This is a genomic window from Hymenobacter aerilatus, from assembly GCF_022921095.1.
Lineage (GTDB): Bacteria > Bacteroidota > Bacteroidia > Cytophagales > Hymenobacteraceae > Hymenobacter > Hymenobacter aerilatus.
In genome coordinates, this window is the sequence record NZ_CP095053.1 from 938,540 (window position 1) to 956,349 (window position 17,810).

At 56.1% G+C, this 17,810-nt stretch carries 33 protein-coding genes; 4 read left to right on the forward strand and 29 right to left on the reverse strand.

The genetic code is table 11. The annotated features are described in order from the left end of the window. Positions 1–91: 91 nt before the first annotated feature. The 25 genes from MUN82_RS03955 to MUN82_RS04075 all read right to left on the reverse strand — a co-directional run bounded on the left by MUN82_RS03955 (position 92) and on the right by MUN82_RS04075 (position 12,819). The gene (locus MUN82_RS03955; RefSeq protein ID WP_245095180.1) at positions 92–892 is read right to left on the reverse strand and encodes a hypothetical protein; all 801 of its coding nucleotides are present in this window, start codon (positions 890–892) and stop codon (positions 92–94) included. Positions 893–895: 3 nt separating this feature from the next. Further along, complete coding sequence (locus MUN82_RS03960) at positions 896–2,101, reverse strand: PBSX family phage terminase large subunit (protein ID WP_245095182.1); 1,206 nt, start codon at positions 2,099–2,101, stop codon at positions 896–898. Then, complete coding sequence (locus MUN82_RS03965; protein WP_245095184.1) at positions 2,098–2,394, reverse strand: hypothetical protein; 297 nt, start codon at positions 2,392–2,394, stop codon at positions 2,098–2,100. The genes MUN82_RS03960 and MUN82_RS03965 overlap by 4 nt, the downstream gene beginning before the upstream one ends. A 107-nt stretch (positions 2,395–2,501) precedes the next feature. Further along, positions 2,502–2,789 carry a hypothetical protein gene (locus MUN82_RS03970; RefSeq protein WP_245095185.1) on the reverse strand — a complete coding sequence of 96 codons (288 nt, stop codon included), beginning with the start codon at positions 2,787–2,789 and terminating at the stop codon, positions 2,502–2,504. A 312-nt stretch (positions 2,790–3,101) separates the two neighbouring features. Beyond that, positions 3,102–3,365, reverse strand: coding sequence for a hypothetical protein (locus MUN82_RS03975; RefSeq protein WP_245095187.1), 264 nt, complete (start codon positions 3,363–3,365; stop codon positions 3,102–3,104). A 409-nt stretch (positions 3,366–3,774) separates the two neighbouring features. Then, complete coding sequence (locus tag MUN82_RS03980) at positions 3,775–3,930, reverse strand: hypothetical protein (RefSeq protein WP_245095188.1); 156 nt, start codon at positions 3,928–3,930, stop codon at positions 3,775–3,777. 1 nt (position 3,931) lies between these two features. Further along, positions 3,932–4,417, reverse strand: coding sequence for a hypothetical protein (locus MUN82_RS03985; RefSeq protein ID WP_245095190.1), 486 nt, complete (start codon positions 4,415–4,417; stop codon positions 3,932–3,934). Then, entirely contained in the window at positions 4,414–4,614 is a 201-nt protein-coding gene (locus tag MUN82_RS03990) for a hypothetical protein (protein WP_245095191.1), read from the reverse strand. The genes MUN82_RS03985 and MUN82_RS03990 overlap by 4 nt, the downstream gene beginning before the upstream one ends. Then, positions 4,614–4,859, reverse strand: a complete 246-nt coding sequence (locus MUN82_RS03995) for a hypothetical protein (RefSeq protein WP_245095192.1) — start codon at positions 4,857–4,859, stop codon at positions 4,614–4,616. The genes MUN82_RS03990 and MUN82_RS03995 overlap by 1 nt, the downstream gene beginning before the upstream one ends. Next, positions 4,856–5,635: a hypothetical protein gene (locus MUN82_RS04000; RefSeq protein WP_245095194.1), complete on the reverse strand. Its 780-nt coding sequence runs from the start codon at positions 5,633–5,635 to the stop codon at positions 4,856–4,858. The genes MUN82_RS03995 and MUN82_RS04000 overlap by 4 nt, the downstream gene beginning before the upstream one ends. Beyond that, positions 5,526–6,590: a helix-turn-helix domain-containing protein gene (locus MUN82_RS04005; RefSeq protein ID WP_245095196.1), complete on the reverse strand. Its 1,065-nt coding sequence runs from the start codon at positions 6,588–6,590 to the stop codon at positions 5,526–5,528. The genes MUN82_RS04000 and MUN82_RS04005 overlap by 110 nt, the downstream gene beginning before the upstream one ends. Continuing rightward, a complete protein-coding gene (locus tag MUN82_RS04010; RefSeq protein ID WP_245095198.1) occupies positions 6,587–7,759 on the reverse strand; it encodes a DNA-methyltransferase in 1,173 nt (390 codons plus the stop codon). The genes MUN82_RS04005 and MUN82_RS04010 overlap by 4 nt, the downstream gene beginning before the upstream one ends. Further along, entirely contained in the window at positions 7,756–7,968 is a 213-nt protein-coding gene (locus MUN82_RS04015; protein WP_245095200.1) for a hypothetical protein, read from the reverse strand. The genes MUN82_RS04010 and MUN82_RS04015 overlap by 4 nt, the downstream gene beginning before the upstream one ends. A gap of 3 nt (positions 7,969–7,971) precedes the next feature. Next, the gene (dnaN, locus tag MUN82_RS04020) at positions 7,972–9,195 is read right to left on the reverse strand and encodes a DNA polymerase III subunit beta (protein ID WP_245095202.1); all 1,224 of its coding nucleotides are present in this window, start codon (positions 9,193–9,195) and stop codon (positions 7,972–7,974) included. A gap of 65 nt (positions 9,196–9,260) precedes the next feature. Continuing rightward, positions 9,261–9,581: a hypothetical protein gene (locus MUN82_RS04025; protein WP_245095204.1), complete on the reverse strand. Its 321-nt coding sequence runs from the start codon at positions 9,579–9,581 to the stop codon at positions 9,261–9,263. A gap of 2 nt (positions 9,582–9,583) precedes the next feature. Beyond that, positions 9,584–9,847: a hypothetical protein gene (locus MUN82_RS04030; RefSeq protein ID WP_245095205.1), complete on the reverse strand. Its 264-nt coding sequence runs from the start codon at positions 9,845–9,847 to the stop codon at positions 9,584–9,586. Between the two features lies 1 nt (position 9,848). Further along, entirely contained in the window at positions 9,849–10,085 is a 237-nt protein-coding gene (locus MUN82_RS04035) for a hypothetical protein (protein WP_245095207.1), read from the reverse strand. Continuing rightward, entirely contained in the window at positions 10,085–10,375 is a 291-nt protein-coding gene (locus MUN82_RS04040; RefSeq protein WP_245095208.1) for a hypothetical protein, read from the reverse strand. Before MUN82_RS04040 ends, MUN82_RS04035 begins: the two co-directional genes overlap by 1 nt. A 10-nt stretch (positions 10,376–10,385) precedes the next feature. Then, positions 10,386–10,589 (reverse strand): hypothetical protein, encoded by a 204-nt coding sequence (locus MUN82_RS04045; RefSeq protein WP_245095210.1) that lies wholly within the window; start codon positions 10,587–10,589, stop codon positions 10,386–10,388. Next, positions 10,546–11,028, reverse strand: coding sequence for a hypothetical protein (locus MUN82_RS04050; RefSeq protein WP_245095212.1), 483 nt, complete (start codon positions 11,026–11,028; stop codon positions 10,546–10,548). The genes MUN82_RS04045 and MUN82_RS04050 overlap by 44 nt, the downstream gene beginning before the upstream one ends. A 10-nt stretch (positions 11,029–11,038) precedes the next feature. Next, on the reverse strand, positions 11,039–11,320 hold the full coding sequence (locus tag MUN82_RS04055) for a hypothetical protein (protein WP_245095213.1): 282 nt from the start codon (positions 11,318–11,320) through the stop codon (positions 11,039–11,041). 59 nt (positions 11,321–11,379) lie between these two features. Then, the gene (locus MUN82_RS04060) at positions 11,380–11,541 is read right to left on the reverse strand and encodes a hypothetical protein (RefSeq protein ID WP_245095215.1); all 162 of its coding nucleotides are present in this window, start codon (positions 11,539–11,541) and stop codon (positions 11,380–11,382) included. A gap of 2 nt (positions 11,542–11,543) precedes the next feature. Beyond that, positions 11,544–11,747, reverse strand: coding sequence for a hypothetical protein (locus MUN82_RS04065; protein ID WP_245095217.1), 204 nt, complete (start codon positions 11,745–11,747; stop codon positions 11,544–11,546). A 110-nt stretch (positions 11,748–11,857) separates the two neighbouring features. After that, positions 11,858–12,577: a hypothetical protein gene (locus MUN82_RS04070; RefSeq protein ID WP_245095219.1), complete on the reverse strand. Its 720-nt coding sequence runs from the start codon at positions 12,575–12,577 to the stop codon at positions 11,858–11,860. A gap of 2 nt (positions 12,578–12,579) precedes the next feature. Next, positions 12,580–12,819, reverse strand: coding sequence for an RES family NAD+ phosphorylase (locus MUN82_RS04075; protein WP_245095221.1), 240 nt, complete (start codon positions 12,817–12,819; stop codon positions 12,580–12,582). Between the two features lie 165 nt (positions 12,820–12,984). Between MUN82_RS04075 and MUN82_RS04080 the strand changes: the two genes are divergently transcribed. Further along, positions 12,985–13,455, forward strand: a complete 471-nt coding sequence (locus MUN82_RS04080) for a helix-turn-helix domain-containing protein (protein WP_245095223.1) — start codon at positions 12,985–12,987, stop codon at positions 13,453–13,455. Positions 13,456–13,786: 331 nt separating this feature from the next. Here MUN82_RS04080 and MUN82_RS04085 read toward each other — a convergent pair whose 3' ends face one another. The 4 genes from MUN82_RS04085 to MUN82_RS04095 form a co-directional block, all read right to left on the reverse strand. Further along, positions 13,787–14,113 carry a HesB/IscA family protein gene (locus tag MUN82_RS04085; RefSeq protein WP_185280586.1) on the reverse strand — a complete coding sequence of 109 codons (327 nt, stop codon included), beginning with the start codon at positions 14,111–14,113 and terminating at the stop codon, positions 13,787–13,789. A gap of 180 nt (positions 14,114–14,293) precedes the next feature. Beyond that, the gene (locus MUN82_RS04090) at positions 14,294–14,590 is read right to left on the reverse strand and encodes an iron-sulfur cluster assembly scaffold protein (protein ID WP_445991659.1); all 297 of its coding nucleotides are present in this window, start codon (positions 14,588–14,590) and stop codon (positions 14,294–14,296) included. A 13-nt stretch (positions 14,591–14,603) separates the two neighbouring features. After that, positions 14,604–14,711, reverse strand: coding sequence for an iron-sulfur cluster assembly scaffold protein (locus MUN82_RS22525; RefSeq protein ID WP_445991660.1), 108 nt, complete (start codon positions 14,709–14,711; stop codon positions 14,604–14,606). Positions 14,712–14,825: 114 nt separating this feature from the next. Beyond that, the gene (locus MUN82_RS04095; protein WP_245095224.1) at positions 14,826–16,040 is read right to left on the reverse strand and encodes an IscS subfamily cysteine desulfurase; all 1,215 of its coding nucleotides are present in this window, start codon (positions 16,038–16,040) and stop codon (positions 14,826–14,828) included. A 145-nt stretch (positions 16,041–16,185) separates the two neighbouring features. On the opposite strand from MUN82_RS04095, the gene mce reads away from it, so the two are divergent. From mce to MUN82_RS04110, 3 genes are all read left to right on the forward strand, one after another. Next, positions 16,186–16,647, forward strand: a complete 462-nt coding sequence (gene mce / locus MUN82_RS04100) for a methylmalonyl-CoA epimerase (protein ID WP_245095225.1) — start codon at positions 16,186–16,188, stop codon at positions 16,645–16,647. A 127-nt stretch (positions 16,648–16,774) separates the two neighbouring features. Continuing rightward, positions 16,775–17,347 carry an L-threonylcarbamoyladenylate synthase gene (locus MUN82_RS04105; protein WP_245095226.1) on the forward strand — a complete coding sequence of 191 codons (573 nt, stop codon included), beginning with the start codon at positions 16,775–16,777 and terminating at the stop codon, positions 17,345–17,347. 95 nt (positions 17,348–17,442) lie between these two features. Further along, a complete protein-coding gene (locus tag MUN82_RS04110; protein WP_245095227.1) occupies positions 17,443–17,709 on the forward strand; it encodes a hypothetical protein in 267 nt (88 codons plus the stop codon). Positions 17,710–17,810 lie beyond the last annotated feature (101 nt).

The window sequence follows — 17,810 nt, forward strand, 5'->3', positions numbered from 1 at the left end:
CCCAGCACTTTTGCCTTATCCTCCTTATTCAGGCTCTCCACTGAGGTATTGAGTGTGGCTAGTAGTGTCTTAGCGTGTTGCTTGTGCTTCATTATTTCCTCTGTTTCTCCTGTTGCTGACGCAGCCGGTAGCGGACGTGCGCTTGATGGTTTTCGTACTCAATCATCACGTTTACCTCGGCCCAGCTGAGGCGGAAGAAGTAGGGCCAACGGGTCTTGTCGCCTCCACTGAGCGCGTCCACGACGGCCACCGTATCCCACTCCGCCACCAGCTTATCCAGGCCGGCCGCACGCTCTTCAGGGCGGAGCGGTATCTTTTTAAGCTGCCGAGCGTGCTGCTGCCTGATGCGCTCGTACTGCGCAAAAAAAAAAGCGGTGATGGGCAGGGCTTCATCTAGCGTGGCCTGCATGCAGATGTCTACAAAGGCCTCGATAGCGTCCGAGTCGTAGGCGCAGCGGTAGTACAGCGGGTAGAAGTAGATAGCCAGCACCTTAGCGTGCTGCTGGTAAGCGCTCAGGCTGGTGTCGGTGAGTACGGCGGCCAAGTCGACGGACTGGCCGAAGCTCAGGCTACTGATGTCCTGCGGCACAGCCATTGACACCCACTTGTCTGGGCCAGCGCCAGGCAGGGCAAAGTATTTCGGCACCGACAAGGTGCGCAGCTCGGGCATGGGTTGGCCCAGGAAGGCTAGACACTCCAGTTGGCCGGGCGTTAGCACCGAGGCGGGCCACTGCATAATGTGCTCCGGAGACACGCCACAGAGAGCCGCCAAGTAGTCGTAGATATCCTTGCCAGCGCTAAGAGCATCGGCCTGCTGTAGCGTCACGTCCTGCCAGCGGTCGGGCAGGATAACGAGGCGGTCGGAGACGGGGAGGTGAAACGCGTAGGGCATAGACTAGCGGCGGCGCACGGCGCCGAAGGATTGGGAGTGACGGATAGGGGTATTCACTTTGTGCTCCAGCGCGTAGGAGTAGGTGCCGTAGCGGCCCGCGTCAATAGCGTCATCATTGAGCTTCACTGGCTCATCAAGAATCTGCCCGGTGCGCAGCGTTTTCCACTTATAGGCCCGTAGTTCCTTGATCAGGTCCACGCTATCAGCCGTGACGAACAGCGGCTTGCTTTTCACCTCGTCAATACCCGCCTTCACGGCCTTGTCGGCCTCCTTGATGGCAAAGCCAGCGCGCCGGATGTCCTCAATGATTTCGGGGCGGGCATGGTCGGCATAGATGACTTCCCGCCGGTTCGGTACCGCCACCTTCAACTGCTCAATCAGGTCGGGTGTTGTGAGGTGCGACTGATACAGCCGCTGCTGCCAGTAGCGGGCCGTTTCGGTTTCCGTTACTTCCACCAGGCTAGTGGGGTGGTTGAAGCCAAAGTCCAGCCCGTAGCGACGGTGGGCGGCGGATGGTGGCACACTAGCTACCTGCTGCCAGTGCGTGAAAATGGTGGTGCCAGCGGCACCCCGTTCACCCAAGCCATAGATGCGCCAGTAGTTGGGGTCAGCGGCCTCCAGCAGGCGAATTTCCTGCATGATGCTGACAGGTAGGAACGGATTGTCGAGGTAGGTGCTTTGAATGAACACGCAGTCCGGCCGGGGCAGCACCTCGTCATAAATCCAGTGAAATTCCTCACTGGGGTTGAAGTCAATAAACAGCACCCGGCTAGTGCGGAAGATGAGCTGGCGCCAGTCGTCGAGGCGTAGCTCGTTGGCTTCATTAGCCAGTAGGTAGTCGCGTTTGCGGCCGCGGATCTTCTGCGCGTCGTCGATGCTGAAATATTCTACCTGGCTGCCGTTGGGGAAGGTGTAGAGGTGGTCCTTCTTGTTATGTGAGTCCAGCACCTGAAACAGGCCCAGCGTCGTCAGCTGCTCCTCAAAGTCACGTAGCACCGTGGCCGTTAGCGCGGGTAGCGTCTCCCGCACAATGCTGATGAGAATACCCGCTTCCATCAGGCATAGGTAGATAGCCAGCTGTACTAAGCTCACCGTCTTGCTGCTACGGGTGCCGCCTTGGTTCACCACAATGCGCGTGGTGGGCTGCTGGCAAGCCTCAAGGTTGCGCGTGAATACGCTGGTGTGGCGAATGTCGAGGGTACTGCTCATGGCTGGCCCTCCCGCTTTACCTCCGTTAGCCGGATGGTGGTGAGCTGAATCGGGCCACCACCTTCGCCCGTGTGCTCTTTGCGGCTGAGCTTGGGCCGTACGTACTCCTGCAACTGCAAAAACGCCTCGACACGTTTGGCGGGCGTTAGCTTTTCCAGGTCTTCGAGCAGCGTCTCGTCGAGCTTGCTCAATACGTCCTCAATCCGCTCGGTGAGAGCGGTGGTAAACTTATTTTTGGCGCCTTTTTTTCGGCCACCCTGTCCAGCTTTGAAGGAAGTTGAGGTTTTCGGCATTGCCCTAGATAGCCCTACTTTAGGGCCGTTCCCCGAACTTCCGACTCCTTTAAAGCCTTACAAAACGCGCCCTTCCAAATCCGTAACTCGGCTGCAAAAAGCGTAACTCAATTTGCATTCTGGCTGACTTGCTCTTGCTCGGCAGCCTTACGGAGCAGGTAGCGCAGCTGCACGGTGCTGATGGCCAGCTCCCGTGCGACGGTGCTCCGGACGCGGGCCTGGGGCCAGCTCGGGTGCTTGCGGCTGATGTCGGTTACCCGGCGGGCAGCGGTGGTCATCTCGGAGATCAGGAAGCTGCGGGAGCCAGGCTGCGGGGCGGGAGCTTGGCAGGTAATGGGAAGAATAATAGCGGTGAGAGCGGGACGCATAGTAGGGATGGGATAAGGGTAGTACATCAGGCCGTCAGCAGGGGCACGTTTTGAATCAGCGGCATCGGCGTGGGGTGGTTAGGGATGTAGTTGTTGGGCTTTATGCCACAAACGGGCAATGCGCAGCTTCTCTGGCAAGGCCCGCCGTAGTTCGTAATGGGCTACAGATAACGGGAACTGTCGGCCTGTCTCTACCGCCTTTGCGCTTAGTTCACAGTACTCACCCAGTCGTTTAGCCGCAAAGTTTAATGAGGGGAAATACTTGTAGGGACGCTGCCGAAGTAGACTCTTGCGATACTGCTTTTGAGCGCGTTTATAGAGGAAACTCATCTTCTTAGGTTATAACTGTTGGGGAATACCAGCGGCCTGGCAGGCTTGGCGTAGGATGGCTACCTGGGCCTCACTGATACCGTGGCACACGAAGCGGTAGGCGTTGGAGTCGGGCCATGCTACTACACGGTAGGCAGGGCGCAAGGCAGGAGGCTGCTGGGTATCGGTTTTCTGGCTTCTGGCAGCACTTGGAGCGGCGGGCGGGCGTTTCCCTTTCCCGCCGCTCGGTAGTGCGCCTGCCGCGATTAATTGGGCGCGGACTGCTTCAGTCATCTTCACAGGGTTCTGTCTGCTGAATCTCAATGCCCTTACTCCGCAACACCTCTCGTAACTCAAGAAAGGCTTTGTGTTGAGGCCCATCCTCACTGAAAGGCACCATGTAGATTAGCGTAGGCAGTGCTGCGGCCAACCCATGAACTGCTTCGGGTGACAGGCGGATAGTTATACCCTTCCTCATTTCCCCTCACCTCCTTTCTTACCCGTGCAGGCCGGACACCAGTCAAGCCACTTGCCACAGAATAGCTTGAACTCATCCAACCTATTGCAGCCGGTTACAGTGCTATGCGCCTCACAAAGCACAAAGTATTTACAACCGTTGGCGGCCGGGTGTAAAGGGTAGTTTTCGTAAAGTAGTATTCTGCCGACAGGGCCTTTTGCTGTTTTTAGTAGTGTGTGGCTCATGTTATTTGTAGTAGGCGGGTTTGGGTTGCAGTTGCTTCAGTCGTTCGTCTATGGCCTTCACGACCTCCCGTTCGTTGGGGTAGAGCCGGCGTAGGCGGTGCAGCTGGGCCTCATCGGTGCCGGCGAGGTGCTGCTGAATTTTGGTGCGGGTGCTCATGTCAGCAGCCCTTTGCGTCGAAATAATGAATCCAGTACTGCCACACACCCTTCACGTAGAAACCCCACTCGCGCCGTCGCTTTGTCATCAGCACAAGGGTTATAGCTTCAGCAGGCTTTAGCCGTTTGCCCATAGCGAACTTGCCTGGCATGTATTCTTGCTGGCTTGGTTCGTCCTGCCACTTGTTGTGCAGAATGACTCGGTGGGTATGCCTGGCGGGGCGGTAGTACAGCCGCCCTACCTTGCATTCGCGAATTCGGGTAGCGTGTGGCTGGCCTGGCGTGGTGGCGTACTCTTCTTTGTAGCCGTGCCGCAGTGGTAGTGTCCAGAAATTCCAAGGATGATCATGCAGGTCATCCGCATCCGAACGGTGAAACACATGCACACACAATTGAAACCAGCGTGTGCTCAGCAGTGTGTAGCGAGTCAGGTAGGGGCTATCTGCGTCGCCGCGGGCTTCGCAGCCATAAATGATTTTCTTATTCATGCCGCTTCTTCGTTGGGCAGCGCCAGGCCGCGGGTGGAGGATGGTCGGCTGTTGCGCACCGCGCGCATCAGCTGTCGGTAGTAGGCGTGCAGGTCAGCCTGGGCCTGGGCAATGGCTGCCTGGGCGGCGGCGTTGGTGAGCAGGCCGCTGGGCACGTTGCCCATCACCTGATCGATGTACTGCTGGGGCGTTTTCATCAGAATGGTGGGTCTTCGGCGGGAAATCGGGCTTTAATGCCAATCAGTAGGCAGATAATTTCGTCGGCATCTTGCCGGGCGTCCTGAATGCGTGGGTCTTGGCGGCTCAGCAACTCCTCGTCTGTCATCGTGTCTTGCGTGACGAAGCCGCGGCGCTTCATCGCCCAGCGCACCAACACAGCGCGGGTGCGGTCCCTGTCGTCAGTATCGACGAGGCGGGCAATACAGTTCTGGCAGAGGCTCATGCGGCGTTCCGATTAGGTTTCTTGCCCCAGTCCTTGCGGTCGGGCCGGGTCGTCATCTGACGGTGCTCTGCCTGCACCTTCTCGTGCTGCTCTTTCGAAATCAGGTTTCGGGCAGCACGGGCCTTTGCTAGGCTGAGCCGGCGCCGTAGCCGTTCGCGGTTGGGGTGGTCTTCAGGAATGCGGGCAGCAATGTTGTCCAGCACCTCACCTGCGCTGACAGAGAAGGTGCGCAGCGCAACCGCCTCCGCCGCTTGGCCCATCACCTTCTGATCGTAGTGCTGATTTTCGAGGAAGTCCGCCTTCTTTTCGAAGTACTTATTCAGGCCGGCGTAGATGGTGCTGGGGTCCAGCGACTGATAGAACTTCGTGCCCTGGGTCCGCATATCCTTCAAGGCCAGTACAATGTCCTTGATGCTGTCGTGGGTGTAGGTCTGCGCCAGCGTGTCCGCCATTTCGATGATGTCGGCCGCGTCGGGCTTGGTCGGCACCTTCACAGAGTCCACGAAGGATTTCAGAATCACTACCAGCAGCTTCACCACCGTAGCCTCACCGAGTTGCCGATTGAGCTGAAAGAGCTTCGGTGCCGAGGTGGCCACCGCCGGGGTAAGTCCTACCGACAACTCGGCCAGCATCATGCGGGCGTCGGGGTTCTCCGTGCGGGCCAGCTCACTGATCGTACCGGGAGACGTAACCAGGGCGAGTAGCGCGTGCTCCGGCGTGGGCAGGGGCGCGCTGAGTGCTTGGGTCGAGGACGAGGCTGTTGGAAGAGATGTCATGGAGGAAGAATTGCTTTGCGGTGGCTAGCCAGTCTTTGCGCCGGGGTACTTCTCCCTTCTGGCGCCAGGCCGAAATCTTTTCGTGGTAGTAGCGCAGGTTGGCCAGCGCGTAATCGGTGCCGACGAAGGCTGCGGCGAACGTGTCGTAGTCGGCGTACTCGGATTCGAGGAAGGGCACTTCAGGCCGAGAGGTGCGCGGCGCCTTGGGTAGCCGGCTCTTCTTGGCGGGCTTGCTCGGCGCGGGCTCGGCCGCCCCCCCAGTGTGCGGAGCCTGAGCGGCTGGGCGGATAGGGTCGACTTGAATTTCTTCGGCTGCGACCTGCCCAACTTCTTCACTTTCCACCGCCGCCTCGTGCGTAGCACTGGAAGGTTTAATGGAATGTTCTATTGGAATATTAGTAGTGGAAGTATTACCGCCGGAAATTCCGGTTTGTGAAATCGGAAATTCCGGTTTGTGGAAGCCGGAATTTCCGGCGTGTGGAACCGGAATTTCCGGCGTGTGCAAACCGGAATTTCCGTCTTGTACACGCCGGAAATTCCGGCGTGTGTTTACCTCCACATCTGGGTAGGGATTGGTAGCAGCCTTGGCGGTAATAGCGGCGGGGTTGGGCGTTAGCGTCCGGTACTTGCCGCCCTGAACGGGTACCACTACTTTGCTTATCAAGCCATCGGCTTCGAGTAGCTTGATGGCCACACTCACCGTGTCTTTATTGACGCTCAGCCGAGCGGCAAAGTGTGGGTCGGATGCATCGCACAGGCCAGCGTTGCACGCATGCAGCGAGACGATTTCCGCCAGCACCAACCGCGTTGCCGGTGGGTACGGCAAGCGCAGCACATCGGCGCTTAGCGTGAGGGGCAACTCGGCAGGGGTAAGCTTCATAACGGGGCGGGTAATCGGAGTGAGCGGGCTTCCTGCACTCTCGGCGTGCAGGAAGCGGTTCGGGCGGTGGCTCATGGCGTGGTAGGCAGTAATTGATATTGCAGGCCGCGCATGCGCTTATGGTGTAGCTTCACGTTCTCGGGCTTTGCTTCCATGCCGATGTAGGCGCGGCCGTGGCGCAGGGCTTCCTGTCCGGTGGTTCCGGAGCCTGAGAACATATCTAGCACCACGTCGCCGGGGCGGCTGCCAGCCAGAATGCAGGGCTCAATCAGCGCCGGCGGGAAAACAGCGAAGTGAGCTTCGCTATAGGGCTTGGTGGCCACCGACCAAACTGAGCGCTTGTTGCGCAGGTCATCAGCATCTACCCAAGGCACAGAGCCCATTTGATTGCCTACTTGAGATTCTGGCGCATCTGGCCGAGGCTTGCGCTCTAAATTGCCAGAGGTGCGCTTAACTGCCTTCATCAGTTTTGCGCCGCCACCGTAGGCGCGTGCACTTCCCTCTTGTTGCTCGAGATCCTGAGCGAGTCGCGCAACGGAAGATGAAGCCAACGGCTCGGCTATTGCCTTGTGGTCAAAGTAGTACTGCTTTGACTTGCTGAATAGGAAGATGTACTCGTGAGCCTTCGTGCACCGATCTACTGTGCTTTCCGGCATTGGATTGGGCTTGTGCCAAATGATGTCTTGGCGGAGTATCCACCCATCAGCCTGCATAGCTAGCGCAAAGCGCCAAGGAATACCCACCAAGTTTTTCGCTTGGAGGCCTCCAACCTGTACATCGGATCGAGGTACTGCCGTACGGTCACGGCGACGGCTTTCCGTTTGAGCCTGCAATACTTGCTTGCGGGCCCCAACCGACTCAGCACGCCCGCGGCCGGACTGCTTGCCTTGAATAATGCCAGTATTGCCGCCACATCGGCTACCGCTATAAGTATCCCCCAGATTGACCCACGCCGTGCCATCCTTGCGCAGCGCTGGGGCAGCCAAGCGAAACACATGCAGCAGGTGCCCAATGAATGCTTCGGGCGTAGCTTCCAGCCCCAGGCAGCAAGTCATAGCGGGTATCACCAGCGCAGGCAGGCCCGCCATCGGGGCGTAGCTGATTTCGGGCCACTCAGTCGGGGCAATGCCGTAATCACGCAGCCCCCAATAGGGCGGGCTGGTGATGATGGTTTGCACGATGCTGGGGGCAAGGGTCGGCAGGCCGTTGATGCAGTCGCCGGCGAGAATATTGTAGCTGCTCATGCTTCTTTCGGTAACTGGTCCTTCGGTAGCAGCAGCGACAGTGGCATAGGCAGGTGCTTGCGGCGGCGCGGGCCATCGGGCACGCTCACGGTGTAGAAGCCATCTTGGCGGGGCTGGCTGTTCTCGCACTGCCAGGCGGTACCGGCCAGTGGGCCGCGCTGAATAGTACCCGTTTGGCCTTTTTGCAGAGGTGGGGTGGTCTTCGGCATGGCTTAGCGCGCATTGTAGTCAGTGAGCATCACCGGCATCAGCAGGCACAGTAGCCCGTCGCTGGCATCAGCGGAGGTGAACACACCCGGTTGGTTGTTGCGGCCCATGTTGATGCGCACGCTCTGGCAGGGCATCTTTTCCAGGAAGAAGCGCAGGAAGTTGGCGTTGAAGCCAATGGTCATATCTGCGCCCTCGTAGGTGCCCGGTACCGACTCGGTGGCCTTGCTGATCTCATCTTTATTTTCGGCCTCTACCTGGCAGCCAGCAGGCGAGAGGATAAACCTGACTTGGTGCATCGTATGCGGAGCGAAGAGCTGGCAGCGCTTGATAGCCGCTAGCATCTCTACCCGGTGCACGGTGAGCATATTGGGGTTATCGGCTGGGATGACCTTCTTATAGTCAGGATACTTTTCATCAAGTAGGCGCACCTGCAACTCGCCCCGCTCCATCTTCACCAGCAGTTGTGAGGCGCCTACCAACAGCTCAATGGTTTCGGCGCGGTTGACCAGCTTTAGCAGTAGTTCAGCCGCTTTGTGGGGCAGAATAAAGCTGCGGGCTTCGCCGCTCAGTACGTGCTCATCATCCTTTGTGATGGCTACCAGGCGGTGCCCGTCCGTGGCCGCGAATTCAATCGTTGCCGCGTTTACGGTCACGAGAATGCCCGTCATAGCGGGGCGCAGCTCATCGCGGCTCGTAACAGGCAGCGTAGCTTGCAGGGCGGCCAGCAGTACGTGGCCGGGCAGGGTGAAGGAGGTCGCAATCTTGCCCATCGGGTGAGCTGCGGGGTAATCATGGCCCGGGTCGCCGCTCATCTCGTAGCGGGCGGTTGCGGTATGGGTAGGAATAAAGCCCAGCGAGTCGGTCACAGCATGCACGTGCAACGAGGGGTATTTGCTCTCGTCGCTTACCACGGCTAGCGTTAGGGGCTGGTCGGGCAGGTTTTTGAGCAAATCAATTAGCTGACGGCCACGCACGCACACGTGTACATCCTCGGTGCCACGGCGCTCAATCGGCAGGGGGCAGGAAGTAAAGCGGTGCTCCAGGTCGTAGCCCGTGAAGGTGAGCTGAGAGCCCGCAACTGACAGCAGTAGGTTTTCCAGAATGGGTACAATCGGCTGATTCTTTGGGGCGGCCAGCTGCGCATGTTGCGCAACACGTAATAAGGCGGCGCCAGAGGCAATGAATTTCGAAGTGGTAGCGACAAGGGTTTTCTCGACAGTTGCCATATCTTTGGGCTGTGTTTAAGGTTGTTGAAGGGCCGCGCTATGTCAGTAGCGCGGCTTTTCGTTTTCTAGGCCGCCTGTGCGTGCTGTTCTTGTTCGGTGCGGCGCTTGGCGTAGCGCACGCTCAGTTCGCGGGCCATGTTGATGAGCGTCTCGTAGGGTCGCTCGGTGCTGTGGCAGAAGTTCTGCTGGGCGCTATCCAGGCCCGACAGGCTGTAGTAGGGCAGGGCCAACCCGCGCAGGTCCATCTTGGAGGTAGCCAGCGCCGTGCAGCTGGCGCAGTGGAACTTGTCGGCTAACTCCTGCGCCTGCTGGCAGAAGCGGAAGAAGTCGTGGCCGGTGTCGGCAATGCCGTACTTGGTGGCTATTTCGTCGTTAGTGCGTGCCATGGTTAAAAGGGCAACTCGCCGTTGATGTACTTGATCAGATTTTGCACTGCCCAAAGGCGGTTAGCGCAAGCGGCCGTAGCAGCCTCTAGTGCACTGGTTGGCGAATATTCGACCGTGGAGACAGTGAGAATTTCTATTATCGGCCGGCTGGCCTCTATCACCTGTTTGTAAGCCTCAGTCATAGCCAGTAACTGCTTTTCCTCGGCTTTCAATAGCGTGAGCTTGGCTTGCTCTACTGGTGTCAGCTCTCTGTTTTGATTATCCATCTTAGTAGGTCTTAGAGGTGAGGCGGCGCTGGGCCTGCTGGGCGCTGCGGTACTCGGCATCGAGGAGTAGGACCGGGCGGCTGTGGTAATTGGCCGGGCGGTGCACGCGTAAATCGGCGGGGCGGCGGGCACACCCACCGAGTAGTAGGCCGATGACAGTAGCCAGCACCAGCAGGAGGTAGGCGTGCGCCTCGCGCTTTTGGCGGGGTAGGCGGTAGTCGCCAGGAGTGCCACGCATTACCGCGCGCTCGTTTTGACAGCCTCCAAGGAGCCTACCAGGTGAGCAATCGGCATCGGGCCACGGCCACCACGGGGCACGTAGCGTTTGGCCTTAGCGGGCACTGCCTCCACCACGACGGCGGTTTCAGCCGGTAGGCCCGCGCCTTGCAGTAGCGCCTGGGCATCCGTGCGCACCTCTTTGGCGGCTTTATCCTTGGTTTTGCACGTAGCGCAGGCCAGTAGTTGGCCGCAGCGCACAGCCGTAGCCGTATGGCCATCCTGTGCGGGGGTAATCGTGATATGAAACATCGGAGTAGGATTAGGAGAAGAGAAGGATACAGGCCACCATCAGCACGAAGGCGAGTACACCCACCGTGCGCAATAGGCCAGGACTCAGGCCGGGTGTCTCGTAGCCGCCTTGCAGCAGGCTGCGGTCGGTCGGCTGACCGTGTTCGTCGGTGCGGTGGTGGCGCATGGTGTTATTTGCCTTGCAGGCGTAGGTATTCGGATTCCAGAATCTCAATCATGTCGGCCACTGGCTCGTACTTGGCTTTGCCTGTGTCCACTAGGATTTGCTCCTCTCCCCAAATCACCCCTGGACGCGAAGCCCAATACATCTTGTCACCATCGCAGACTGTCTGAAACTTGTAGTTGAGCAGACCATTCAGGTCGTCGTTACCAACTGTAGGCAGGGCCGCTATAGCATCGTGCAGTGGGCGGTTCGCCTTTGTTACCTTGGGATAGTAATAGTTGGGTTGCTGCAACAGCCTGTAGCCTTCTGGCTTGTCGTCGAAGCATAGGGCGGCAATGCCACCAGCTATCATATTGCGGCCTGAGGCGAAGCCGTTTGCACCTTGCTGGTCGGCTAGCGCCCGCGCTGCCTTATTGCATTCCGTGCATTTAGCCTGCAATTCAGATAGCTTTTCGAATAAGGCAGTGCCTTTTACAATCTTGAATTTCATAGCAGTAGGCTTAAGCGAGTCGTAAAGGATTAGCCAGCACGGCCCGGCGGCGGGTTTCGGCAGCCAGCAGAATGGGCGTCTCTTCGCGGAAGCGGGGCTGCGTGCGCGCTACCTCATCACAGCGGCGGGCCAGCTCAGGCAGCGGCACCAGCTGTGCCAGTGGTTCAGGAATGACGCGGGTTACCAGTTCGCTGTAGTCGCGGATGCAGGGCTTGCCAGCCGGGGTAGGGGCCGCTACCTGCATGTAGGTGGTAGCGGGAAAGCCTTGGTGGTTGTCGAGAGATTGGTACATTTGCAGTGCAGTTATTTGTTGAGTGAGGCCCCGCTATTGGTAGTAGCGGGGCTTTGTGTTTAGTGACCGAGTAGATCGTAGAGTGCCTGCCGGAAGCAGTGTTGGCCGTAGAGGCGGCATTCCATCAGTGTGCAACCCAGGTCGCGGGCGGTGCCGTAGCCGATAGCAGCCTGGAAATCGGCTTGGCGGTAGATGGCAATCAGGCCGTTGGCGGTGTGCATGGCTAGTCGGCCCAGTGTCGTAGCACGTCGCGCACATCATTGGCGGCGTACTCCAGATTATCTGCCAATTCAGCCAGTGAGCTTTCTAGCTTAGCAGTAGCAGTGCTTGCATTGGCCTCGTGCATATCATGCACCCGATTAGCGAACTCAAGTAGTTCGTGTCGGATGTTTTCCAAGTCCGACTTTTCTTCTGGCAGTAGTGGCATGGTAGGGGTTGTTGAGTGAGTGTGTTACTTATTGATACAAATGTGTGTAATATATCACACATAAGCAAACATGAATTGTGAAATATTACACACTAGCAGGCAAAAAAATATCAGGCAGCTAGTACGCCCTTATTGAATTTGTCGCACCATACGTTGCGCAGCACCTCAAGTAACTGGTCTTGTGTGCGAATGAAACCCATTTTTATGGAGAAAGCCATGTTCTCTTCCAGGCTGGTCAGCTCCTTTAGTTCAGCGGCTGTTCCCAGTTGTCTTATACCTGCTTCGTGCTTTCCGAATACAATCAGATTCAAGGCGCGGGCCACGGCGGCATAGTCTGGCTTGGTGAAGTTGGCAATAGCGGCCGATAACCCCCGGTACATGTTGCCTGCTTCAATTCGGTTGAGTAGTAATGCGTCAGTCAGCCAGATAACTGTCTTCGCATAGATCATCGGGTTCAACTCCATTGCAACCAGTGACCAGATATAGGGGTTGCACCACGTTGTTTTTGTTTGTCGGGCGCCAGTGGTTTTATAGCTCTTGCAGGCTTTTAGGTATTTGTAAATACCCTGCTTTTCAATCTCTTCTATAAACGTATGAAAGTCTACGTTTATAATTTTTAGCTCTTGGAGCAGGTAATACACCCTTTCGCGATTCTCGACCTGGGGTAGGATGTGGTCAATGCGCTTCTCTGACCAGCCGTATTCTTCACGCGCTACCGCGTAGGCGGCTTGCAGGTCGGATAGGTTAAGGTGGCCTGTTTTTGACTCTTGACGAATCTTGATGCCGAATAACTCCCGGTCTGGCGAGAGCATCACTACGTTGGTCTTCATGGCTATGCTTCTACAGGCTGGGGCATGAACTCTTCGAACCAGTAGGCCAACACATCCCAGTCAATCACAGCGCGCTGCTTCACATGTTGAATGTGAAGTAAAGTGCGGTTTGGGAATTTACGCTTGGTCATGCGTGAAAAAAAGTGATCCATATGCGGAACCACCTCAGCAAGAGCCTCTTTAAAGCGCTCCTTTTCCTGGCGATTTGTCTCGCCTTGGACTTTTTGAAGGATGTGTTTCATATTAAATTATTTAAATGTTTTGTTTTTGTGTGCGATGAATCGCACATTTGTAATGATATGCGGCACTGATGTAACAATATTACACACTGCAAAGCATAAATGCAAAATATATCACACTAAATTTCACGCCTGACAATGGATACTATCAACACCCGTCTAGCTGCTTTGCGAAAGCACTTAGATATGAACGTGACCGACTTCGCGCGGCACGTTGGTATAGACCGCAGCCGCTACACGCGTATTGAGACTGGACCTAATAAACCGGCGCTTGATGCAATTGAAGCCGTGGCAGAGCGAATCCCAACCGTTAGCTTAGATTGGTTGCTTACTGGCAACGGTGAAATGCTGCGCGAGAGTCGCAGCCTCGCACCGATGCCGAAAGACCCCAAGCCCCAGCAGCCCCAGGCTGTGGTCGAATCTGCCGAACTAAAGGAAGTAAAGGACGACCGGGATAAGTGGCGCAAGATGGCGCTGGAGCTTATGGAAGAATTGCGTAGCCGCCCACGTCGGCAGTTGCAGGCCACGGGCACCGATGGCGAGTCTTTTAACTCGGACAACGATGCAGCAGTTGAGCAGCCCGTTTCTATGTCTGTCTCCTGGCGTGCGCCTGAGACGGAAGAAGAGCTGGCCGCTTAAGTCGTTGTCCTAGCAGCCTTGCTTTCGGCGTTCCGGCTACACACCCGGTTACACACAGAGAAAGCTCGGCTGCAACCTGCTAAAAGATAAGTAGTTACGAGAGGTGTTCGAATCCCATCCTCTCTGCAAACCCCGTTTTCAAACTGAAAACGGGGTTTTTGCTTTTTAGGGAACATTTTGGTTCTGGGTAATATTGTATAGCAGCGCGAAGTTGTATTTCTATAAAGTATGGAAATTAAAGGTGCGTTCTGCTTTTGAATAAAACTTGCATTACACAAAAAGGCCCTAACTATTTTAAAAGCTAGGGCCTTTTTGTACGAAATAACCTTCTTTACACCGAGAAACTTTCACCACAGCCGCAGGTACGGCTGGCATTGGGATTGTCGAAATAGAAGCCTTTGCCGTTTAGCCCATCCGAGAAATCGAGTTCGGTGCCGGCTAGGTAAAGGAAGCTTTTCATGTCTACTACCACCCGGACGCCTTTGTCCTCAAACTCCTGGTCCATGGGCTTCACCTCGTTGTCGAAGTCTAGCTTGTAGGACAGGCCCGAGCAGCCGCCGCCTGCCACTGATGCACGCAACCGGTAGGTAGCATCTAGTTCGGCATCGCGCATGAGATGTTCGATTTTATCTTTTGCCTTGTCAGAAACGGTAATCATGGCAGTAAGGGTAGGGGTAAGCGAAGCTGACCGATGTGGCCATTTCTAGTACAAAAGTACACCCCAAAAGGTTTAGTTTATCTGATACCTTTCTAAATAATAAAGGGTAGGAAGCAACAGCTATTTTAGTTGCTTCCTACCCTCTACAATGGTATGCACCCGATAATACCGGGAGCCAACTTAGTGGTGTGACTTCTCCAACTCCAGGGCTGGCAAGCCATTCTTCACGCGGTAGTCGTTGATGGCCGATTTGATGGCATCTTCAGCCAACACCGAGCAGTGGATTTTCACGGGCGGCAACGCCAGTTCTTCCACAATCTCCATGTTGTCGATAGCCAGTGCCTCGTCTACGGTTTTGCCTTTCAGCCATTCCGTAGCAAGCGACGAAGAAGCAATAGCCGAGCCGCAGCCGAACGTCTTGAATTTAGCGTCGGTGATGGTGTTGGTGGCTTCGTCTACCTCAATTTGCAGACGCATAACGTCGCCGCACTCAGGAGCGCCTACCAAGCCAGTACCTACGGTTTTTTTTGCTTTTGTCCAGCGTGCCCACGTTGCGGGGGTTGCTGTAGTGGTCAATTACTTTATCAGAGTAAGCCATGACGTTGTCAATTAAGAATTAAAAATTAAGAATTAGAAAATTGAGTTTCAAATCAAAAGATAGTCAGGATAGTGAACCACCTTTCGGTTTTTAATTCTCAATTTTTAATTGATTCTAGTGTTCTGCCCACTCAATAGAGTTAAGGTCGATGCCTTCTTTGTGCATCTCCCACAGTGGCGACATCTCACGAAGCTTAGTCACGGCTTCTTTTACGTGGCCGATAGCATATTCGATTTGCTCGTCGGTGGTGAAGCGCGACAGGCCGAAGCGTAGCGAGGAGTGTGCCAAGTCGTCGCTCAAGCCGAGGGCCTTCAGCACGTAGCTAGGCTCCAGCGAGGCCGACGTGCAAGCCGAACCCGACGATACAGCCAGGTCCTTCACACCCATCATTAGGCCTTCGCCTTCTACATACTTGAAGCTGATGTTGGCTACGTGGGGTAGGCGGCGCTCCACAGAACCGTTTACGTAGCTTTCTTCCAGCGTCAGCAGTTCTTTTTCGAGGTGGTCACGTAGTTTGCTCAGGCGCTCAGCATCCTGGGCCATTTCGAGGCGGGCCAATTCACAGGCTTTGCCGAAACCTACGATGCCGGGTACGTTCAGCGTGCCGGAGCGCATACCACGCTCGTGGCCGCCACCGTCCATCTGGGCCGTCACCTTCACGCGGGGCGATTTACGCCGCACGTACAAAGCGCCTACCCCTTTGGGGCCGTACATTTTGTGAGCCGTGAAAGCCATCAGGTCAATGCCGTCAGCAATAACGTCTACCGGAATCTTGCCTACTGCCTGCGTGCCGTCGGTCATGAACAGCGCGCCGTGCTTGTGGGCAATTTTGGCGATTTCCTGGATGGGCTGAATCGTGCCGGTTTCGTTGTTGCCGTACATGATAGTCACCAGAATCGTTTCGGGTGTCATGGCGGCCTCCAGGTCTTCCAGGCTAATCAGGCCCTGCTCATTCACGGGCAGGTAAGTAACCTTACCACCCAGCTTTTCGATATGCTTGCAGGTGTCGAGTACTGCTTTATGCTCGGTAGTAGCCGTGATGACGTGGTTGCCCTTCTGAGAATACATCTCGAACACGCCTTTGATAGCGAGGTTGTCCGACTCAGTAGCGCCCGAAGTGAAGATAATTTCTTTTGGATCGCAGTTGATCAGTTGCGCGATTTGCTCGCGAGCGTAATCCACAGCCTCCTCAGCGGCCCAACCGAAGGGATGGTTGCGAGACGCCGCATTGCCGTATACTTCTGTGAAGAACGGTATCATGGCATCCAGCACCCGTGGGTCGAGAGGGGTAGTGGCGTTGTTGTCGAGGTAGATAGGTAGCTTGAGCATGGCTCGGAGTCAGTGAGTTCAGCGGAGAATCATTCGCATCTAGAACAGCAAAACTACTAAAGAGGTTTTACTTTGCCAGTGTAAATGTCTTTATAATCCTAATACTGCTATAGAGACCTTCTATAGCCTTTCTGCCTAGCTTCTCATGCTCACGAATCTCGAACACCTTGGCCTAGCCGTCCACGATTTGTCGGCGGCCACGGCCCTCTACACAAAGCTGCTAGGCGTGGCGCCCTACAAGCAGGAGCACGTAGCCAGCGAAGCTGTAGATACCGTGTTTTTTAAGGTAGGCGGTTCCAAAATTGAGCTGCTGGCCGGTACGTCTGCTGATAGTGCCATCACCAAGTATCTGCTCAAAAAACCAGAAGGTATTCACCACGTGGCCTTTGAAGTAGATGATATCCGAGCTGAAATGGCGCGGCTGCGGGCCGAGGGCTTCGTACTGCTCAACGAGGAGCCCAAGCGCGGCGCCGACAACAAGCTCGTGTGCTTTGTGCACCCAAAAAGTGCTGCCGGCGTGCTAGTGGAGCTATGCCAAACGATAGGCAATAGTGAAGTAGTGCGTAGTGAAATTGCGAATGGTGAGGTGAACTATCCATCTGCCTGAGTTGCGAAGGACCATTTTGGGTAGGCACCAGTTGCTAATACATTTGCTTCCTCACTGATACGAAGGCTCCGTGTACACCCAGACAAGCAAACGCTTCCACTCGCCATTTCACCACTTCACCACTTCTATGAACCTATTCCAGCAAGAAGTAGAAGCAGCCGTAGACGCGCTGCTGCTGCAACAAGTCATTCTCTACCCCACCGATACGGTATGGGGCCTGGGCTGCGACGCCGAATCGACGAAAGCGGTGGAGCGGCTCTACAAGTTGAAGGGTAGGCCCGAGGGCAAGCCCAGCATTGTGCTGGTAGCCGATGAGGCCATGTTTGCCCGCTATGCTGCCACCGTGCCCGACAACCTGGCCGAGCTACTGGCCGCCCAGGAGCGGCCTACTACCTATATCGTGGCTGCCAGCCGGCATATGGCACCGCAACTGGTAGGGCCCGATGGTACGGTGGGCCTGCGCATTCCGCGCGACGAGTTTTGCCGCAAGCTAGTGCGCCGGCTGGGGCACGGACTGGTGTCTACATCGGCCAACCGAAGCGGGGAGCCGACGCCGGCCGTCTACCGCGACGTAGACCCGCAGCTAAACCGCGGTGTGGACTATGTGGTGAGCTGGCGCCAAGACGACGACACGCGAGTAGCGCCCTCGCGGGTGGTACGGGTGCTGGTAGACGGTAGTCTGGAAACAGTACGTGATTAGTCGCAGCAGAAAAAAGTAAGCTCGACAGGGGGTTACATTTAGCTGGGTAGCGGTATGAAGGCCAAACAACTCCTTCACCTTTTCACTGATTGACCATGAAATTCTCGTTCAAATCACTGCTCGTTCTGGCCGCTTTCGCTCCTTTCGCCCTGGCTTCTTGCTCCGAAAAAACGCAGGAAAACGCCGAAGCTACCGCTGAAAGCGCTACCAACGATGCTGCTGCTAATGTAGACGCTGCTGGCGATGCCGTTGAAAACACCGCTGATAAAGCCGCTGCTGAAATGGCTCCTGAGTCGGGCGACACGGCTGTAGTGCGCGACGTTCCTGCCGATAAAATGGTAGAAGAAACTCCCAAGCAGTAGTTGTTTGGCGGGTTACCGCTCTAAAAAGCGCCTTCGGAATTCTCCGAAGGCGCTTTTTTTTGTACAAGGCGATGGTTTGGCATATTGGACGAGAGAACCAT

Bases quoted from the DNA above. Each gene is read 5' to 3' on its own strand.
- MUN82_RS04060 (WP_245095215.1), bottom strand. From the start codon at position 11,541: ATGCACACCGCCAACGGCCTGATTGCCATCTACCGCCAAGCCGATTTC.
- MUN82_RS04075 (WP_245095221.1), bottom strand. From the start codon at position 12,819: ATGAAACACATCCTTCAAAAAGTCCAAGGCGAGACAAATCGCCAGGAA.
- MUN82_RS04010 (WP_245095198.1), bottom strand. From the start codon at position 7,759: ATGAGCAGCTACAATATTCTCGCCGGCGACTGCATCAACGGCCTGCCG.
- MUN82_RS04000 (WP_245095194.1), bottom strand. From the start codon at position 5,635: ATGACATCTCTTCCAACAGCCTCGTCCTCGACCCAAGCACTCAGCGCG.
- MUN82_RS04105 (WP_245095226.1), top strand. From the start codon at position 16,775: ATGAACCTATTCCAGCAAGAAGTAGAAGCAGCCGTAGACGCGCTGCTG.
- MUN82_RS04040 (WP_245095208.1), bottom strand. From the start codon at position 10,375: ATGTTTCATATCACGATTACCCCCGCACAGGATGGCCATACGGCTACG.
- MUN82_RS03990 (WP_245095191.1), bottom strand. From the start codon at position 4,614: ATGAAAACGCCCCAGCAGTACATCGATCAGGTGATGGGCAACGTGCCC.
- MUN82_RS03965 (WP_245095184.1), bottom strand. From the start codon at position 2,394: ATGCCGAAAACCTCAACTTCCTTCAAAGCTGGACAGGGTGGCCGAAAA.
- MUN82_RS03960 (WP_245095182.1), bottom strand. From the start codon at position 2,101: ATGAGCAGTACCCTCGACATTCGCCACACCAGCGTATTCACGCGCAAC.
- dnaN (WP_245095202.1), bottom strand. From the start codon at position 9,195: ATGGCAACTGTCGAGAAAACCCTTGTCGCTACCACTTCGAAATTCATT.
- MUN82_RS03980 (WP_245095188.1), bottom strand. From the start codon at position 3,930: ATGAGCACCCGCACCAAAATTCAGCAGCACCTCGCCGGCACCGATGAG.
- MUN82_RS03995 (WP_245095192.1), bottom strand. From the start codon at position 4,859: ATGAGCCTCTGCCAGAACTGTATTGCCCGCCTCGTCGATACTGACGAC.
- MUN82_RS04070 (WP_245095219.1), bottom strand. From the start codon at position 12,577: ATGAAGACCAACGTAGTGATGCTCTCGCCAGACCGGGAGTTATTCGGC.
- MUN82_RS03970 (WP_245095185.1), bottom strand. From the start codon at position 2,789: ATGTACTACCCTTATCCCATCCCTACTATGCGTCCCGCTCTCACCGCT.
- MUN82_RS04095 (WP_245095224.1), bottom strand. From the start codon at position 16,040: ATGCTCAAGCTACCTATCTACCTCGACAACAACGCCACTACCCCTCTC.
- MUN82_RS04025 (WP_245095204.1), bottom strand. From the start codon at position 9,581: ATGGCACGCACTAACGACGAAATAGCCACCAAGTACGGCATTGCCGAC.
- MUN82_RS04055 (WP_245095213.1), bottom strand. From the start codon at position 11,320: ATGTACCAATCTCTCGACAACCACCAAGGCTTTCCCGCTACCACCTAC.
- MUN82_RS03975 (WP_245095187.1), bottom strand. From the start codon at position 3,365: ATGACTGAAGCAGTCCGCGCCCAATTAATCGCGGCAGGCGCACTACCG.
- MUN82_RS22525 (WP_445991660.1), bottom strand. From the start codon at position 14,711: ATGGCTTACTCTGATAAAGTAATTGACCACTACAGCAACCCCCGCAAC.
- MUN82_RS04085 (WP_185280586.1), bottom strand. From the start codon at position 14,113: ATGATTACCGTTTCTGACAAGGCAAAAGATAAAATCGAACATCTCATG.
- MUN82_RS03985 (WP_245095190.1), bottom strand. From the start codon at position 4,417: ATGAATAAGAAAATCATTTATGGCTGCGAAGCCCGCGGCGACGCAGAT.
- MUN82_RS04015 (WP_245095200.1), bottom strand. From the start codon at position 7,968: ATGCCGAAGACCACCCCACCTCTGCAAAAAGGCCAAACGGGTACTATT.
- MUN82_RS04110 (WP_245095227.1), top strand. From the start codon at position 17,443: ATGAAATTCTCGTTCAAATCACTGCTCGTTCTGGCCGCTTTCGCTCCT.
- MUN82_RS03955 (WP_245095180.1), bottom strand. From the start codon at position 892: ATGCCCTACGCGTTTCACCTCCCCGTCTCCGACCGCCTCGTTATCCTG.
- MUN82_RS04005 (WP_245095196.1), bottom strand. From the start codon at position 6,590: ATGAGCCACCGCCCGAACCGCTTCCTGCACGCCGAGAGTGCAGGAAGC.
- mce (WP_245095225.1), top strand. From the start codon at position 16,186: ATGCTCACGAATCTCGAACACCTTGGCCTAGCCGTCCACGATTTGTCG.
- MUN82_RS04065 (WP_245095217.1), bottom strand. From the start codon at position 11,747: ATGCCACTACTGCCAGAAGAAAAGTCGGACTTGGAAAACATCCGACAC.
- MUN82_RS04035 (WP_245095207.1), bottom strand. From the start codon at position 10,085: ATGCGTGGCACTCCTGGCGACTACCGCCTACCCCGCCAAAAGCGCGAG.
- MUN82_RS04050 (WP_245095212.1), bottom strand. From the start codon at position 11,028: ATGAAATTCAAGATTGTAAAAGGCACTGCCTTATTCGAAAAGCTATCT.
- MUN82_RS04030 (WP_245095205.1), bottom strand. From the start codon at position 9,847: ATGGATAATCAAAACAGAGAGCTGACACCAGTAGAGCAAGCCAAGCTC.
- MUN82_RS04090 (WP_445991659.1), bottom strand. From the start codon at position 14,590: ATGCGTCTGCAAATTGAGGTAGACGAAGCCACCAACACCATCACCGAC.